The sequence below is a fragment of the Chryseobacterium soli genome (assembly GCF_000737705.1).
In the GTDB taxonomy this organism is placed as follows: domain Bacteria; phylum Bacteroidota; class Bacteroidia; order Flavobacteriales; family Weeksellaceae; genus Chryseobacterium; species Chryseobacterium soli.
The window spans coordinates 11452-28518 of the sequence record NZ_JPRH01000009.1 but is presented as its reverse complement, the minus strand read 5'-3'; the positions used below and the strand labels follow the sequence as shown (position 1 = coordinate 28518).

Here is a 17067-nt window from a genome sequence, read left to right as displayed (position 1 = left end):
CCCGCCTTTTTTATCTGAAAAAGGCAAGGTATTGTATGTAAATTTCACTATTTTTGCGGGATTTTCATATAAACTCATGGGTAAAAATAAATTAGCAAGATTCACAGAAAACAAAATATTACCGAACGTAATCCAACCTACAAGAGAGGAAGCTTTACAAGGTTTTGAACTTAAAGGAAAATGGAGAACAAATTTCTTTAAAAATGATAATCCCATTGTTCTTGAACTGGGATGCGGAAAAGGAGAATATTCAGTAGGACTTGCAAAAACATTCCCGGAAAAAAACTTTATCGGCATCGATATTAAAGGAGCAAGATTCTGGTTTGGAGCCAAAGAAGCTGTAGAAAACAACATGACTAATGTTGCCTTTCTGAGAAGCCAGATTGAGCTTGTAGATCATTTTTTTGCCGAAAGTGAAGTAGATGAAATCTGGATTACCTTTCCAGATCCACAAATCAAATACAGACGTACAAAACACAGATTAACGCATCCTGACTTTTTAGAACGCTACAAAAAATTCCTGAAACTGGGTGGAATTATCCACTTAAAAACGGATTCAGAATTCTTGCATGGCTACACCCTTGGATATTTACAAGGTGCTGGCTATGAAATCATCTCAGCACATCATGATATTTATGGTGCCCCTGAATATGATCCCAATACAGAACACTTAAGAGATATAAAGACATATTACGAAGAGCTGTTCTCGGCCAAAGGAAAAACAATAACGTATATAAAATTCCGGATAAGCTGATGAAATAAAACAAATTGATGAAAAAAAAATTTTTAACGACCCTCCTCTTTATTTTCCTTGTCCCCGTTTTGGCTCCCGCACAGAAAAAAAACAAAGACATCCTGAAAAGCACAAATACTAAGGAAATTGAAGAGTACCTCAAGAATGCACATCCCGAAGATCCCAAAAGGAGTGTGCTGAAACCTAAGCTTATTGCTTTAAAGAATGCTGAATGGACAAAAGGTGCAAAGACCGCCAAACCCATGGAAGCCAGGCCTGTTATCACTGATATTCCCAACAGATTTATGAGGAATTCTAATTCTGATGATGCGGAAGAATTCAAAAAACTGATTGCAGAAAATTCAGACCAGCATAAGGATAAAACGGTTAAACTTCTGAACGCTATGTTTGATGAAGATATTACCCGGAAAGAAGCCATACTCCTGTTCAGGAATAATTCCGACTGCAATATTATCTTAAGAATTGAAGGAAAAGACTTCTACAACCTTGCCGTCCCTGCTCATGGTGAGAACTTTATCGTTCTCAATAAAGGTTCCTATAGCCTGAATAGCAATGTCTGTGATGTAAAATACACCTCCAATAAAGACATAAAAAAAAGTATATTTGTAGTGATTGATAATCCTGGCACTTCTAAGTCTGAGGAAAAGAAAGATCCGGTACAAGATCAAAGAGAACCGGCAAAGGAAAAACCTGTAAAAAAGAAAAGATCAAAATAACTGTATGAAAAAGCTGTTTATTTTCTCCGGCATATCGTGCATCCTGATAAGCTGTAATGCAAACTACGGTACATATCCCATAAGAACGTCCTATCCTTCCCGTTCAGGAAGCTCTGCCAACAATACAGACGGTGAATACAATGAACTTATTAAGACCTACAAACCAGAGACTGCAGAAGTACTGAATGATCTTCTCAATTCCGATTCACCGGGGAATCCAAGAACGTCTATCTCTGTGGAGAATAAATCATTCTGCAATATGGTTCTTACCGTAAGCGGAAATAATTTCTTTAAAAAAATTCCCATCGCTGCCGGCAAAATAGGGTATACTATGGTTCCTAAAAATCAAAACTACAAGCTGTCTGCCATGCTGTGCAGATCTTCTTATCAGAGTACCCAATTTATAACCAGCTCCTATTCTATAAAACTTAGTCAATAGAAACATAACAGGAACTATAATCGTCCTGTTTATAAAATTATTCAAAAAAAAACGCTGGACATAATCCAGCGTTTTTTCTATATAAAAGAAAATCTTTTAATTATTCAGCATCGAAATCAGCATCTGTTTCCGCAGATACTTTTTCTCCTTCTTCTTTAGATTTTTCTTTATCAGCTTTTCTTTGAGACTGCCCTTCTTTGATAGAATCAGAAACTACGTTTAAGATCATATCGATAGATTTAGAAGCATCATCGTTTCCAGGGATAACGAAGTCAACTTTTCTAGGGTCAGAGTTTGTATCAACAATACCGAAAACTGGAATACCTAATTTCTTAGCTTCAGTTACAGCGATGTGTTCTCTCATGATATCTACAACGAAGATTGCAGAAGGAAGACGAACCATGTCAGAGATAGAACCTAAGTTTTTCTCTAAGTTAGCTCTTTGTCTGTCAACCTGAAGTCTTTCTTTTTTAGATAAAGTTTCGAACGTACCGTCTTTTTTCATTTTGTCGATATGGTTCATTTTCTTAACAGCCTTTCTGATTGTAACAAAGTTTGTTAACATACCTCCTGGCCATCTTTCTGTAATATAAGGCATATTAAGTTCAGAAGCGTGTTTTGCAACTACTTCTTTTGCTTGCTTCTTAGTAGCAACAAATAGAACTTTTTTACCTGCAGAAGTTAATTTTTCTAAAGCGCTACAAGCTTCATCCAATTTAACTGCTGTTTTATGTAAGTCTACAATGTGAATACCATTTTTCTCCATAAAAATGTATGGAGCCATATTTGGGTTCCACTTTCTAGTCATGTGACCGAAGTGTACGCCAGCCTCTAAAAGGTCTTTTACATTTGCTTTTGCCATGTTTTCTGTTTTTGTTAGTTTACTTTCCGCTTCTTATGCAATCAACAACTTCTTTAGATGGGAGAAGTGTTTGGATGCTAAACGTAACGGGCAATTTTTTGTTTTGATAAATAGATTTTAGATATAAGATAACAGACAGAAAAAATTCTGAAATCTGAAACCCAGTACCTGAAGTCTGAAAATTAACGTTTTGAGAACTGGAATCTCTTTCTTGCTTTTTTCTGACCTGGTTTCTTTCTTTCCACCATTCTTGCATCTCTTGTAAGTAAACCAGCAGGCTTCAATGCTAATCTGAACTCAGCGTTGATTTCGCATAAAGCTCTTGAAATACCTAATCTGATAGCTTCTGCTTGACCTGTATTACCACCACCGAAAACATTTACGGTAACGTCATACTGACCAACAGTTTCAGAAAGGATAAACGGTTGGTTCAATTTGTAAACCATTACGTCTGTAGAGAAATACTCGCTAGCATCTTTACCGTTTACTTTGATGTTACCAGTACCTGGTCTCATATAAACTCTTGCTACGGCAGTTTTTCTTCTTCCGATTTTGTGAACTATAGACATATTAATAATTATTTAAATTCGTTAATATTAATTGTTGTAGGCTGTTGAGCTTCATGCTTATGCTCAGTTCCTTCATATAAATAAAGGTTTTTAAGCAATGCAGATCCTAATCTGTTTTTTGGAAGCATACCTTTTACAGATTTTTCCAATACTTTTAAAGAATCTTTCTTTTGAAGTTCAGCAGCTGTCATAAACTTCTGTCCACCAGGATAACCTGTATGCCAGATGTAAGTCTTATCAGCCCACTTGTTTCCGGAAAGCGTAATTTTCCCAGCATTCAAAACAATAACGTTATCACCACAATCTACGTGAGGTGTAAAGTTTGTTTTGTGCTTACCTCTCAAAATCTTTGCAACCTGAGAAGCTAGTCTTCCCAATGGTTGTCCTTCAGCGTCTACCACAACCCATTCTTTATTAGCAGTAGCTTTGTTCGCTGAAACAGTTTTGTAACTTAATGTATTCACACGTTTTAGTTAAAGATTAAACATAATTTTCCCCATAAGGGTGTGCAAAGGTACATATAATTTTTGTAACCCAAAAACATATTTTACTTTATGTTTCCCAATTCGTATATCCTTTAGTAACACTATAGACCTTAACGATCTTAATTATTTGGCATAAATATTGTAAAATGAATTTCGATGAAAAAAAACATTTTTAGAAGATTCTAAAAACACAGGTGATAAAGTAAAGAGTTTGGTTACTAAACTCTTACTTTATTAACTTTCTTTTAAACATTCCCTTACCGGCTTAGCAATTCTGTTTTTTATAGTGCGAAATAATTATATTTGCGCTAAATTCCAATATCCATGAGCCACGGAAAAATTAGAGAAGATAAAACCTGTCTGAACTGCGGACATCAAGTCGAAGAAAGATTCTGTACCCATTGCGGACAGGAAAACACAGAGCCAAAACAGGTATTTCATTATCTGTTCACCCACTTTATTGAAGATTTCACGCATTATGACGGACAGTTCTGGAAGACCATTAAAAATCTTCTGTTCCGTCCCGGGAAGCTCACTTCAATTTACCTCGAAGGGAAGAGGCAGCTGTATGTTCCTCCTGTTAAGCTCTATATATTTATAAGTTTCATTACCTTTTTCATGTTTTCGCTTTTTCCATTGATGAATTTTGGTTCCAATCATAAAGAAACGGCTCCAACCCTTCATGACAAGAAGAAAAAAGACAGTATAAACGCTATTACTACAGCTCGAATTAATGGAGCCATCAAAAAGAACAATGAGAATGTTTCAAAAGAAGATTCTGCAACTATTGCGAAAATAAATAAAACACTCGCAGAGAATGCAAAGGCAACTGATCTGGAAGACGAGCTCAATTTAGATCATGGAATAGATGAGTCTACAGTGATATCCGGTGCCAGAAATGCTAAAGAATATGACGCCATCGTAGCTAAAAATCCGTCCTTAGGATATAACATCTCCTCTCCTTTTGTTCATAAGTTCTTTGAACTGAAAGAGAGCGGCATCACTAAGAAAGAGATATTTAAGAAACTCTATGAAATATCTTTTCACAATCTGCCGAAAGCCCTTTTTATCTATCTTCCTGTTTTCGCCCTATTTTTATGGTTTTTTCATAACAAGAAAAAGTGGTGGTATTTTGATCACGGGGTATTCACGCTCCACTATTTCTCATTTTTATTATTTGTCATCACCATCATATCTATATTGATACATACCCAAAAATTAGTCAACCATATTAAGGTTTTTGATGTGCTGATCGACATTTCTTATTATGTACTTGCCTTGTATAGTATAGGATATTTTTTTATTGCCCATCACAGGGTATACCACTCACATGGTTTTGTAAGTTTTATCATTGGATTTTTCCTGTTCTTCATCAATTTTTTCGCTTTTTGCTTTTTGGTGGTAGGCTTAGGATTAATCAGCTTCCTGATGATCCATTAGCGGCGCAGTGATTTGCTTCCTCTGAAGCTTGCAATTAAATAATAGGCTACAAAAACCGTTGAAAATTTCAGGATGGAAGGCACCGCCAGCTGTACTGTAAAAATAAGGCTACCTATTAATACGAAAACGGCCATAGCGGCAAAAGACAATCCAAGTTTCTTAGGCAATGAAAAATTGGGGGTATCCAGGTAATAGGCCAGTCCCCAGGCAGCGCCGAAAGCTACTGCGTAATACAAATCTAAGCCGATATTTTCGGTACTCAGGAAAAAATAACTAATAAGGAAACTGACTACCGTTCCTAAAGCGAAATACATCAAGGCTTTTTGCATATCTTTAAAATATGTCGCAAAAATAAAGAATTTACCCATCATTTCTAAACGAATGTTTGTTTACAAGGAGAAAATCCAATTCGTAAAAAAGAATTAAAAATCTATTTATCAATCATTTAAATAATAAAATCGGGTTCTTATTTTATTATTATATTTGGTAATTCAGAAATTTTCTAGATTTTTTATGGAAACCCAAAAATATACTCCTAAAAACAAAGTGCGAATTGTGACAGCAGCGTCATTATTCGACGGACATGATGCAGCGATTAATATCATGCGCCGTGTTATTCAGGGAACAGGATGCGAAGTTATCCACCTTGGACACGATAAATCAGCAGAGGAAGTTGTAAATACAGCGATCCAGGAAGATGCTAATGCCATTGCTTTAACCTCATACCAAGGAGGCCACAATGAATATTTCAAATATATTTATGACCTTTTAAGGGAAAAAAATTCGCCCCAGATTAAGATTTTCGGAGGCGGAGGCGGTGTAATCCTTCCTGAGGAAATCGACGATATTATGGCGTACGGAATCGACAGGATTTATTCTCCGGATGACGGGCGTGAGCTTGGACTTCAGGGAATGATTGATGACCTGGTGAAGCGCTCGGATTTTTCAACAGGAAAAGACGTAACAACAGATGACCTGGATGCCATCAATTTTGAAAACTCTACCAGTATTGCCAAAATTATTTCCGCTGTTGAAAACTTTTCAGAGGAAAAACCGGAACTGGTAAAAGCGATTGATGAAAGATCAAAAGAAATCAACATTCCAATCATTGGGATCACAGGTACAGGAGGGGCAGGAAAATCTTCTTTAACTGACGAACTGGTAAGACGTTTCTTACGTTCCAATACCGATAAAAAAATTGCTATCATCTCTATTGACCCTTCCAAAAAGAAAACAGGAGGTGCATTACTGGGAGACAGGATCCGTATGAACGCGATCAATGACCCAAGAGTGTATATGCGTTCAATGGCGACAAGAGAAAACAACGTTTCTGTTTCTCCGTTCATCCATTCAGCATTGAATGTGTTGAAACTGGCTCATCCGGATGTCATCATTCTGGAAACTTCGGGGATTGGTCAATCCGGTTCAGAAGTTTCGGATTTTGCAGATGTTTCCATGTATGTGATGACTCCTGAATATGGAGCTTCTACACAGCTGGAGAAAATCGACATGCTGGATTATGCAGATCTTGTGGCTTTAAATAAATCTGACAAGCGTGGTGCTTTAGACGCCCTTCAAGCCGTTAGAAAACAGTTCCAGAGAAACCATCTTTTATGGGAAAGTCCGTTGGACGATATGCCGGTATATGCCACAAAAGCATCTCAGTTCAATGATCATGGGACAACAGAATTATACAACAGATTAGTTGAAAAAGTAAATGATAAATTTTCAGGGTTAAACTTACAAGGTTTTGTTGAACAGGAGATTACGGAAGAAGTAACTATCATTCCTCCAAAAAGAGTTCGTTATCTTTCTGAAATCGTTGAAAACAACAGACAGTATGACGCCAATGTTGAAAAACAGGCTGAATTAGCAAGAAAAATGTATCATATTGAAGGGGTGAAGAGCTTCCTTTCCAATGAAACATTAGACGCTGAATATCAAAAGGCAGAAAAAGACCTTCAACAGGAAAATATCGATTTCTTAAAAAACTGGGATGATACAAAACAGGCTTTCAAAGCTGAGTTTTATTCCTATTTTGTTCGTGGAAAAGAGATTAAAGTGGAAACCTCAACAGAATCTTTATCCCATCTTAAAATTCCAAAAATTGCCTTACCTAAATATACGGACTGGGGTGATCTGATCCAATGGAAGGGCCAGGAAAACCTTCCGGGAGCATTTCCTTACACTGCCGGAATTTATCCATTCAAAAGAACAGGAGAAGATCCGACAAGAATGTTCGCCGGAGAAGGGGGTCCTGAAAGAACCAACAGAAGATTCCACTATGTTTCTGCGGAAATGGATGCAAAACGTCTTTCAACAGCGTTTGACTCTGTAACGTTATACGGTCAGGATCCTGCGCTGCCACCGGATATTTATGGTAAAATTGGAAATGCGGGAGTTTCTATTGCTACATTAGATGATGCTAAAAAACTGTATTCCGGATTTGATCTGGTGAATGCAATGACTTCAGTTTCCATGACGATCAACGGACCGGCTCCGATGCTGCTGGCTTTCTTCATGAATGCTGCCATCGATCAGAACGTTGAAAAATATATTGCTGAACATAAGTTAGAAGCTAAAGTTGAAGCCGTTTTAAAAGCAAAATTTGACGATAAAGGCTTAGAAAGACCAAAATATAACGGAGAATTACCACCATCCAATAATGGATTGGGACTAAAACTGTTAGGAATTACCGGAGATGAAGTTATTCCGGCTGAAGCTTACGCTGAAATTAAGGCCAAAACGATTGCGACCGTTCGTGGAACTGTTCAGGCTGACATTTTAAAAGAAGACCAGGCTCAGAATACCTGTATTTTCTCTACTGAATTCGCCTTAAGATTAATGGGTGACGTTCAGGAATACTTTATCACAGAAAAAGTAAGAAACTTCTACTCGGTTTCTATTTCAGGATATCATATTGCAGAAGCGGGCGCCAATCCGGTGTCACAGTTAGCATTTACCTTAGCAAATGGTTTCACATATGTTGAATATTATTTGTCAAGAGGAATGGATATCAATGATTTCGCCCCTAACCTATCATTCTTCTTCTCCAACGGTATCGACCCTGAATATTCAGTGATCGGACGTGTGGCAAGAAGAATCTGGGCAAAAGCAATGAAACTGAAATACGGAGCAGACGAAAGAAGCCAGATGTTGAAATATCACATCCAGACTTCGGGACGTTCACTTCACGCTCAGGAAATTGATTTCAACGATATCAGAACAACGCTTCAGGCGCTTTATGCGATCTATGATAACTGTAATTCACTTCACACCAATGCGTATGACGAGGCAATTACGACTCCGACTGAGCAGTCTGTAAGAAGAGCGATGGCCATTCAGTTGATCATTAATAAAGAATTAGGGCTAGCGAAAAACGAAAATCCACTTCAAGGTTCATTTATTATTGAAGAATTAACGGATCTTGTGGAAGAAGCTGTGTATGCAGAATTTGACAGAATTACCGAGAGAGGTGGTGTGCTGGGTGCAATGGAAACTATGTACCAGCGTTCAAAAATCCAGGAAGAATCAATGCATTACGAATGGCTGAAACATACCGGAGAATATCCGATCATCGGGGTAAATACTTTCCTTGGAAAAGATGGTTCACCAACGGTTCGTCCGGGAGAAGTAATCCGTTCTACGGAGGAAGAAAAACAGGTTCAGATTGAAACCCTTCATAATTTCCAACGATCTAATGAAGATAAATCAGAAGCTGCTTTAAAAACATTACAATATGCTGCCATCAACCAGCAGAACTTATTCCATGTCATGATGGATGCGGTAAAATACTGTTCTCTGGGACAGATTACCAATGCTTTGTTTGAAGTAGGCGGTAAATACAGAAGAAACATGTAGTCCGGGTCGGACAAACAATTGATAAAGTAAAACCTCAAAGAAATTCTTTGAGGTTTTTTTATTACTTTCAGAATGCAGCGAAATATGAAATCTCAATCTATTTTTTTTGTATTTTTAAGGATATAAAAACTTATCATGGAGAACGAATTTCAGATCCCCGCTCCCTGCGAACAAAAATGGGATAACATGCAAAATGTTTCCGGAGGGAAGTTTTGTGACTTATGTACAAAAAAAGTATTTGATTTAACCGATAAAACAGACACTGAAATCCACTCATTATTAAAAGAAAATGAATCCATCTGTGGAAGAATACAGTCTAAAAGATTATATTCCACTCCAGAGCATCCAGATACCCACTACAATTTTTTCCAGTTCCCTTTCAGGAAAATTGCTGGCGGCGTATTTTTGGCGGCCATGCTTACGCCTAACCTTAATGCACAGAAAGCTAAAACAGATACACTCGACTCAAATATTGAAATTGGAGCTATTATTTATGCCATAAGAGACCCTGATTACGAACCTGACAAAGACTGGAAATTTTACAGGCCAGAAACTAAAACAGTAAGCATCAGATATTCAGGAAGTAAGGAGACCTTACAACAAGCTGAAAGAATACAAATTCTCACCCTGGCAAAAAGATACAGTGCTTCTTACAGTGTATCTGTTCCGGAATATGATCTTGGCTTTAAAAACATTATGGTATTTGAAACTCAATCCAATGAACCTCAAACACCAAATCCTGATCGCTTTTATGTTTTCAGTGATAAAAGAAACAGAGAAGACGAAACGATTTTATATGCGAATCTGGACAAGGCAAAAAAAATTGAGTTTAAGCCCAGAAAGAACACAACACTCTGTTTTCTGGATGGAGCAGAAATCTCTTTTGAAGATTACGAAAATAATAAAAACAATAGTTCCATAACTTCTTATTACTTATCAGAAATCTATGCAGAAGAATTACTCGGAAAAGAATATCATCTCGAAGACGGAATTATTCTATCATACTCTCACTAAAAAAGTTTGAATTGTTAAAAAAATGAATTCTATTCTAAGATTTAACGGATTTTTCTATTTTAGTAGTTAGAAAACATCCATTTTATATAATACCATGAAAAACATCCTACAAAAAACTCAATTACTCATTGTGTTATGCTTTACCGTCTTGCTATTTTCCCAAAAACGGGTAGAAGATTTCACCATCAGTCTTCCTGATCAGAAGCTGGAGAAAAGTTATTATAAAACCATTACATTAATCGATAACAGGATAGACACTACTTCTCTTGGAATTGTACAGAAAGGTGCTTTCAATGCCAAAGCGAGAGTGGTTCCCACAAACAGTTTGCAGAATCAGTTTCAGAATCTCTTACAGCATATTAACGGTGCTGATGCTGAAAATGGAACAATCGTTATGCATCTTAAACAACTTTATTTTGCAGAAGTCACCGGAGCATTCAGTGAGCATGGTTACTGCTATTTCCAGGCCTATTTATTTGCAAAAAACGATGATGGAACCTATTCCTATCTTGATACAATAGATTCTGTCATTGATCACTCTTCAATGGACGTTACCAAAGCCACCATGAAGAAAGGAAGTGAGATGGTAAGCAATTTCATCAGTAAAAACATCTCCAAAAAAGCACCAGAAACCAATCATTATACACTGGAGGACATCAGAAATTTCGATGATATTGAAAAGCAGAAATTGAGTCTTTACAGTTCGGAAGTCTTAAAAGACGGACTTTACAAAGATTATCATTCTTTTAAAAACCAGATACCGGACAAAGAGGTGGTTAATCCAAAATTTTACGGGAAGTCGTCTAAGATCATTAAAATATATGAGATAATGGACGGCAAAGAAAAAGAAGTTAAGAAAAACGATACTTACGCCGTAGTCTATCAGGGAATCCCTTATATTTATGTTCCTGTTGAAAACTTATTCACAAAGGCTGAAAAGAGAGACGGTGATTTTTACTTTATCGGCAAGGTAAAAGGCACTGCAAAAACGGGCAATGTGATTACAGCAGCTGTCTTTTTTGGAATTGTCGGCGGCCTAATTGCTTCCGGCACCACCGCCTATCCTTTTGAGCTCAAAGTAGATTATATGAACGGGGCATTGATCCCGATTAAAGAAGTAGAAAAGGCAGAAAAATTATAAACCTTATGCATACATCTTCCTGCAATCAGGAAGATTTTTATTTTAATTCCGAAACCTTATGAAACCAAAAGCGGTATTCAACTGGAGCAGTGGAAAAGATTCTGCGCTGGCTCTCTATAAAATTTTACAGGAGGATCGTTATGAAGTGACTTCTCTTCTTACCAGTATTAATGAAGAATACCAGCGGATTTCAATGCATGGAGTGCATATCGATCTTTTACAAAAGCAGGCCAATAGCATAGGCATCCCTTTAATAAAAATGGAAATTCCGAAAGAACCATCCATGGAGCAGTACCGTGAAATCATGAGCAATACCATGATGGAAATAAAATCCCGGGGAATCAGCCATTCTGTTTTTGGAGATATCTTTCTGGAGGATCTCCGCCAATACCGCGAAGAACAATTAAAATCCATCGGGATAGAAGCCGTTTTTCCCCTCTGGAAACAAAATACAGTAGACCTCATCCATGAATTTTTAGACCTTGGCTTTAAAACAATTGTAACCTGCGTGAACGAAACCTATCTTGATAAAAGTTTTGCCGGAAGAATTATCGACAGAGACTTTATTCGTGATTTGCCTCCTAATGTAGATCCCTGCGGAGAAAACGGAGAATTTCATACTTTTACCTTTGATGGTCCTCTGTTCAGTGTTCCCATTCCTTTTGAAATTGGAAAAACGGTAAAAAAAACCTATCCTAAGCCGAAATCGGAAACATCAGATAAAGAGGAAGATTATGTTTTTTGGTTTTGTGATCTGATCTCCAAATAAATGATAACAGTCCTTTTCTTTTATTATTGAAGAAATCCCATGAATAGAAACTCTTCCTTCAAAAGACCATAATTTTCACTCTTGGCAAGTTTTTTTATTTTCACTATTTTTAAGAAAAACTTTATTCAAATGTTGAAAAATGTATTGCAGAGCTCCCTATTTTTTATTTTTATCATGTCCGTTGTCTCGTGCAAAACGGAGATTCAAAAACCGGCAGTCGATAAAAATGCCGTCATTGATTCCACCATCACCGCTTTTCAAAAAACACTTCTGCAGCAGCAAATAGATTCTGTTTTCAAAAAATATAATTTTAACGGAAGTGTAGCCGTCTTCAAAGATTCTATTCCTTTGTACCGAAAGGAAAACGGTTTCGCAGACTTTAAAAGCCGTACAAAAATTGACGACAATACCATTTTTGCCATCGGTTCCATAAGCAAACAGTTTACCTCCGTCCTGATTTTACTTCAAATGGAACAGGGAAAATTGAATGTACAAGATAAGGTTTCAAAATATCTGAAAGAATTCCAGAACAAAGAATATGAAAACATCACCATTCATCAGCTTCTGAACCATACGTCAGGCTTGAATACTCTGGGAGGGAAACTCATGTTTAAAAGCGGTTCCAATTTCTTTTACTCCAATGATGGGTTCAATGCACTAGGAAAAATTGTAGAAACCGTTTCCGGGAAATCTTTTAGTGACAATGTAATGGAGCTTTTCAAAAAAGCAGGAATGAAAAATTCTTCCACAGGTGCTGTTTTTGAAGGAACAGGTTTTGCCGGAGCCTATCTTGGAAATGAGAAAAACGCTGAAAAAGTTCCGGATATGCCAAAAAGACTGGGAGGAAAAGAAATCGGACTTCCTGCAGGCGGTGTTCTGTCTACCATAGAAGATCTTCACCAATGGAATAATGCTCTGTATGGTGGAAAAATCCTGCAGCCTAAAACGCTTACCACATTTATTTCTAAAAGTTCAGAAAGGCATCATCAGATTTTAGGGAAAATGGGCTACGGCTATGGAATCATGCTGAATATTGGAAATCCCATTGCTTATTTCCACAGCGGTTATATCAAAGGTTCCCCTTCTCTGAATATCTATTATCCTGAAACCAAAACTTCAGTCATTATCTTGTCTAATATTGCAGATGAAGAAAAAGGGAAAAGCTCGATTTTCAGACCCCATATTGAGGTAAAAAAAATTACGGATAACCTTGAAAATATACTGATGCAGCTTAGATTAAAACATTAATTTTCCTGCTGTTGTAATAAAGAAGCTGAATCTTGGTAGTTATTGCATAAAGAAAAAAGACTTTTGCAATTCCCAAATCCTTAAAATTAAATTCATCATTCAACAAATACATAAAAGACAGCAAAATAACAATCAATAGTACATTTCTTGCCACCAATGGATGAAAGCTTAACTGGATATAATCGGAGAATTTCATTTTTTTAATGATAAAATTATATCCCAGCATACCGACCAGCACTCCTAAAAACAATACTTCCAGATAGAAGAAGAAATCAGGATTTATCAGCAGCAAGCTGGATAAAAGAAGAGATGATGCCATTCCAGTCAGCGTTATATTCCTGAACCTAGTCTGAAGGATCTTCTTTTCAATTCTAGTGATCTTTTTAAATGACAGCGGATCTGCTTTCACCATTTCCAGTTCGTGCTGCCAATTCAGTTTTGTCTGCAGGAAAGCTTCCTGAAAGTTCATTTCATCAGCATCCATAAGATCTGAGATCTGCAATATAAAATGGTCTTTGATCTCTGAAAGAAGTGCCTGATTAAGTTTTTTTGAAATAAGATACCTTGTGATCTCTCTTTCCTGAATATCGTTTGTCATCTGTTAAAAATGGTATGAATGGTTATTAAAATTTTTCTGAATTGTAATGTATACAGAATACCCTATCACTAAAAATTGGCCTAAGCAAGAAAGTACTGTATCTTTTTTACTGTTTTTTGATGTTCTAAATAATTAAATAAAGCAAATGCCACAAGAATTTGCATAATAAACGGTAAAATCAGGGTAACGGCTGTAAGTATTAATTCTGTATGATCTTGGTTTATAAAGAACATATAGGCATGATGACCGTTTTTCCACATAAGCTGCATCACAGCTGTCGTACTGATCGTTAGCAAACTGATGTTCGTCTGATATAGCGTATAAAAAATTTTACCTTTATATTTGTAATCCCTGCCTATAAGCTTTCCATTGTTATAATTCAATGCTACAACAACAATCGGAGTTATAAAAAATACAGAATTGAGTATACGGAATGCTATCGTATAAGTTTCCTCGCTGTTTGAACAATAGATGAGCAGGATATTAAGAGCAAAGGATATCATGGCTATTAATACAGACTTTTTCAATAATCCGTTATATTTTGTTTTGATAATCTTTTTTGCAATCACTGGAATCTTGCCGGAGTAAAAGAAATAGCGGGTCATTGTAAATTCTTCACCCCAGGATTCTTTAACCTGAGAAAAAGCATCTTCAAAACTGAGGTTTTCAGTCTCTTGAATACCTGTCACCTGATCCAGCATATGATCTTTGATTTCCACCAGCATATCCAGTGTAAGATTTTTAGACATAAGGTAATCCATGATCTGTTTTTCCTGTTCCTCAGTCATCATATATTAAAAATAGTGGTTAGGTTCAATAAATAATTCTTCATTTCGTTTTCCTGTACGACCTGCTGCTGCAGTCCTTTTTCGGTCAAAAGATAATATTTCCTGTCTCTGCCGTTTATTTTTTGGATTTCCGATTTGATGATTCCGTCATCCTCCAGTTTATGGAGCAGCGGATACAGTGCTCCTTCGGTCATCTCAAGCTCTCCCTGCGTCAGTTCCTTAGCCCGCTGGGTGATCTGGTAGCCATACATCTTTACTTCTTTTGACAATAATTTCAAAATAATATTCTGCAGCGTTCCTTTGTAAAGACTATTCTTTTTCAATTCTAATTTTTATACATTACAAACTTATGCATAATTTTCTTATGTATAAAAATTTATTTGAAAATTTGAACTTAAAAATAATTTAAACCTTATTTTAGACTAATGAAAAAACTATATTTCATAGCTATTTATCCACCTCAGCAGATTATTGATGATATAGAAGTCTTCAAAACAGATCTGGCGTTGAATTATAACAATGCAAAAGCCCTAAAAAATGATGCTCACATTACGCTATTTCCTCCTTTTTACCGGGAACTCGAATTAGAAAACGATATTTTCACGGCATTTGACAAAATTGATCTTAATATTTCTCCTTTTGAAATTGAGTTAAATGGCTTTGGAAGTTTTCCTAATCCCAAAAATCCCGTCCTTTTTATACAGCCTGAACATAATGAAGATGTAATCAAATTATACCATCATGTAAAACAGCATTTCAATTTCATGAAATATTCTTTTCATCCTCATATGACGGTTGGATATCGGGACCTAACTTTTGAAAATTTCCAGAAAGCATGGGCCTTGTATAAAGAAAAAGAATTTAAAACGAAATTCTTAGTTAACGAAATATCGCTTCTCCGACATGACGGAAAATGGATTCCTATTGCGAAAAGAGCACTTAATCCGGGGTCACACACCGAAAAAGCCGACTGATCCAGTCGGCTTTGAAAATATGTAGCAAAAATTATACTTTACTTATTCTTTTATAATTTTCTGAGAAATTACCAAACCTTCATCATCTGCCACATTGAGCGTATAAGTTCCTGTTGGAATCGTACTGATATTGACAAACAGCGTTGCCGAATCTTTCATTTCAAAAGGTACAGAAATAAGCCTTCCAGCTCCGTCATACAATGATACTTTCGTATTTTTTGAAAAATCCTGTTTTCCTTTGATATAAAATTCACTCTGTGCAGGATTAGGATAAATTCCAAATCTTCTTTCTACAGCTTTAACTTCAGCCATTTTAAGCGTACTCTTATTCAACGTCCAGGTAACATTAGCAAAATGTACCGCATTATGGCCCGTCACTTTGATCAGTGGATTATTATCGGTCACTGAAAACAACAAGGTGTTGCTTCCACTGTTTAGTTGGCTAGGACTAATCGTTAACGAATTTCCTGTTGCAGAAAGAGTCGTTCCATTAAGCTTCCATGAATTGACCAATGTATTGGGAATCGGCAGAATTTCATTGACTGTAAAGGTAATATTGGAACTTACATTCACGGTTGTTGTATTTCCCGGTGTATAAGAATCCACAGGAGAAACCAATGAATGTATTCTTTCAATAATGGCTTCTTTACACACTGAGCAGAACTGTCTGTCAAGATACCTCATCTCACAGTTTTGATGCGGGCGGTACCACGAAGGGCTTTCCGTAAAAGGATACACTCCTACACTGTTGAGCCCTACCCAATTTTTCCATTTAACCGTTGTTGTATTGGAATTCTGAGTTTTATTCGGGGATTCTCCGGTACCGGCAAACCAATATTCATCCGCTAATTTACCAAATGAATGTCCCAGTTCATGAACTACAATTTCATTGGATGCACTATTTAAAGAAGCAAATGCATACGTTCCGCCACAACCTCCGTATTCTGTAGAATTCCCCAACACGTAGGTAATGTCATAGTCCGGAACGTTCGCAGCTAAAACCTGAGCCACTTTATTGGTCGTATTGCTGTAAATACAGCGGTGAACCCCAAAATCAAAACCGCTTCCCAAATAATTCGTAGGATTGGAAACCGGAATCACAGGCTCCGTGACATCTGTTGCCGTCCCCGGATGTTTGACTCCGCTTTGTGTGGAAATCACTTTCACGGCATAGGCGTTAAAATAATTTTTGTATTCCGTATAAGGACTTTTCGTAAAAAGATAATTGATAGTGGATTGGGCCGAGGAAACAAAGCTACTTTGCTGGGCTGTTGTAAACCCGTCTCCCAACACTGCAATATTAATACGTTTATCATTCGAACCGTTATTAAGGATCGATACCGTTTCAAAAGTCTGAGAAAAACAGAACGACGTACTGGCCAATAAGAGAAATAAAGCTTTTTTCATGA

The 17067-nt window shown here is 36.8% G+C and carries 18 protein-coding genes; 10 read left to right on the top strand and 8 right to left on the bottom strand.

Annotated elements, in window-relative coordinates; translation table 11 throughout:
* Positions 1 to 76: 76 nt before the first annotated feature.
* Genes trmB through IW15_RS17890 form a run of 3 tightly spaced genes read left to right on the top strand, consistent with a single transcriptional unit; the run spans position 77 to position 1909 of the window.
* On the top strand, positions 77 to 754 hold the full coding sequence (trmB, locus tag IW15_RS17900) for a tRNA (guanosine(46)-N7)-methyltransferase TrmB (protein ID WP_034714196.1): 678 nt from the start codon (positions 77 to 79) through the stop codon (positions 752 to 754).
* A 17-nt stretch (positions 755 to 771) separates the two neighbouring features.
* On the top strand, positions 772 to 1470 hold the full coding sequence (locus tag IW15_RS17895) for a DUF6759 domain-containing protein (RefSeq protein ID WP_034714194.1): 699 nt from the start codon (positions 772 to 774) through the stop codon (positions 1468 to 1470).
* Between the two features lie 4 nt (positions 1471 to 1474).
* Complete coding sequence (locus tag IW15_RS17890) at positions 1475 to 1909, top strand: DUF6759 domain-containing protein (RefSeq protein WP_034714192.1); 435 nt, start codon at positions 1475 to 1477, stop codon at positions 1907 to 1909.
* 100 nt (positions 1910 to 2009) lie between these two features.
* Here IW15_RS17890 and rpsB read toward each other — a convergent pair whose 3' ends face one another.
* The 3 genes from rpsB to rplM form a co-directional block, all read right to left on the bottom strand.
* Positions 2010 to 2771: a 30S ribosomal protein S2 gene (gene rpsB / locus IW15_RS17885; RefSeq protein WP_034714190.1), complete on the bottom strand. Its 762-nt coding sequence runs from the start codon at positions 2769 to 2771 to the stop codon at positions 2010 to 2012.
* Between the two features lie 182 nt (positions 2772 to 2953).
* On the bottom strand, positions 2954 to 3340 hold the full coding sequence (gene rpsI / locus IW15_RS17880) for a 30S ribosomal protein S9 (protein WP_034714188.1): 387 nt from the start codon (positions 3338 to 3340) through the stop codon (positions 2954 to 2956).
* A gap of 8 nt (positions 3341 to 3348) precedes the next feature.
* Positions 3349 to 3804 carry a 50S ribosomal protein L13 gene (rplM, locus tag IW15_RS17875; RefSeq protein WP_034714185.1) on the bottom strand — a complete coding sequence of 152 codons (456 nt, stop codon included), beginning with the start codon at positions 3802 to 3804 and terminating at the stop codon, positions 3349 to 3351.
* A 345-nt stretch (positions 3805 to 4149) separates the two neighbouring features.
* Between rplM and IW15_RS17870 the strand changes: the two genes are divergently transcribed.
* The gene (locus IW15_RS17870) at positions 4150 to 5265 is read left to right on the top strand and encodes a DUF3667 domain-containing protein (RefSeq protein ID WP_034714184.1); all 1116 of its coding nucleotides are present in this window, start codon (positions 4150 to 4152) and stop codon (positions 5263 to 5265) included.
* Here the strand turns inward: IW15_RS17870 and IW15_RS17865 are convergent.
* Positions 5262 to 5594 (bottom strand): hypothetical protein, encoded by a 333-nt coding sequence (locus tag IW15_RS17865; RefSeq protein WP_034714376.1) that lies wholly within the window; start codon positions 5592 to 5594, stop codon positions 5262 to 5264. The genes IW15_RS17870 and IW15_RS17865 overlap by 4 nt on opposite strands.
* A 184-nt stretch (positions 5595 to 5778) precedes the next feature.
* On the opposite strand from IW15_RS17865, the gene IW15_RS17860 reads away from it, so the two are divergent.
* The 5 genes from IW15_RS17860 to IW15_RS17840 all read left to right on the top strand — a co-directional run bounded on the left by IW15_RS17860 (position 5779) and on the right by IW15_RS17840 (position 13298).
* Positions 5779 to 9126 (top strand): methylmalonyl-CoA mutase family protein, encoded by a 3348-nt coding sequence (locus IW15_RS17860; RefSeq protein ID WP_034714183.1) that lies wholly within the window; start codon positions 5779 to 5781, stop codon positions 9124 to 9126.
* Between the two features lie 135 nt (positions 9127 to 9261).
* Positions 9262 to 10140, top strand: a complete 879-nt coding sequence (locus IW15_RS17855; RefSeq protein ID WP_034714182.1) for a hypothetical protein — start codon at positions 9262 to 9264, stop codon at positions 10138 to 10140.
* A gap of 94 nt (positions 10141 to 10234) precedes the next feature.
* Positions 10235 to 11281, top strand: coding sequence for a hypothetical protein (locus IW15_RS17850; protein ID WP_131368594.1), 1047 nt, complete (start codon positions 10235 to 10237; stop codon positions 11279 to 11281).
* Between the two features lie 58 nt (positions 11282 to 11339).
* Positions 11340 to 12050: a Dph6-related ATP pyrophosphatase gene (locus IW15_RS17845; RefSeq protein ID WP_034714178.1), complete on the top strand. Its 711-nt coding sequence runs from the start codon at positions 11340 to 11342 to the stop codon at positions 12048 to 12050.
* A gap of 129 nt (positions 12051 to 12179) precedes the next feature.
* Positions 12180 to 13298 carry a serine hydrolase domain-containing protein gene (locus IW15_RS17840; RefSeq protein ID WP_034714176.1) on the top strand — a complete coding sequence of 373 codons (1119 nt, stop codon included), beginning with the start codon at positions 12180 to 12182 and terminating at the stop codon, positions 13296 to 13298.
* Here the strand turns inward: IW15_RS17840 and IW15_RS22155 are convergent.
* The 3 genes from IW15_RS22155 to IW15_RS17825 all read right to left on the bottom strand — a co-directional run bounded on the left by IW15_RS22155 (position 13282) and on the right by IW15_RS17825 (position 15007).
* The gene (locus tag IW15_RS22155; protein WP_051882184.1) at positions 13282 to 13896 is read right to left on the bottom strand and encodes a hypothetical protein; all 615 of its coding nucleotides are present in this window, start codon (positions 13894 to 13896) and stop codon (positions 13282 to 13284) included. The two genes, IW15_RS17840 and IW15_RS22155, sit on opposite strands and share 17 nt — an antisense overlap.
* An 80-nt stretch (positions 13897 to 13976) precedes the next feature.
* Positions 13977 to 14687, bottom strand: a complete 711-nt coding sequence (locus IW15_RS17830) for a hypothetical protein (protein WP_034714173.1) — start codon at positions 14685 to 14687, stop codon at positions 13977 to 13979.
* On the bottom strand, positions 14684 to 15007 hold the full coding sequence (locus IW15_RS17825; protein WP_034714171.1) for a PadR family transcriptional regulator: 324 nt from the start codon (positions 15005 to 15007) through the stop codon (positions 14684 to 14686). Before IW15_RS17825 ends, IW15_RS17830 begins: the two co-directional genes overlap by 4 nt.
* Positions 15008 to 15109: 102 nt before the next feature.
* On the opposite strand from IW15_RS17825, the gene IW15_RS17820 reads away from it, so the two are divergent.
* Positions 15110 to 15658 (top strand): 2'-5' RNA ligase family protein, encoded by a 549-nt coding sequence (locus IW15_RS17820; protein WP_034714169.1) that lies wholly within the window; start codon positions 15110 to 15112, stop codon positions 15656 to 15658.
* A gap of 42 nt (positions 15659 to 15700) precedes the next feature.
* On the opposite strand, the gene IW15_RS17815 is transcribed toward IW15_RS17820, so the two are convergent.
* The gene (locus IW15_RS17815; protein WP_034714167.1) at positions 15701 to 17065 is read right to left on the bottom strand and encodes a peptidase M64 domain-containing protein; all 1365 of its coding nucleotides are present in this window, start codon (positions 17063 to 17065) and stop codon (positions 15701 to 15703) included.
* Between the last annotated feature and the right edge of the window lie 2 nt (positions 17066 to 17067).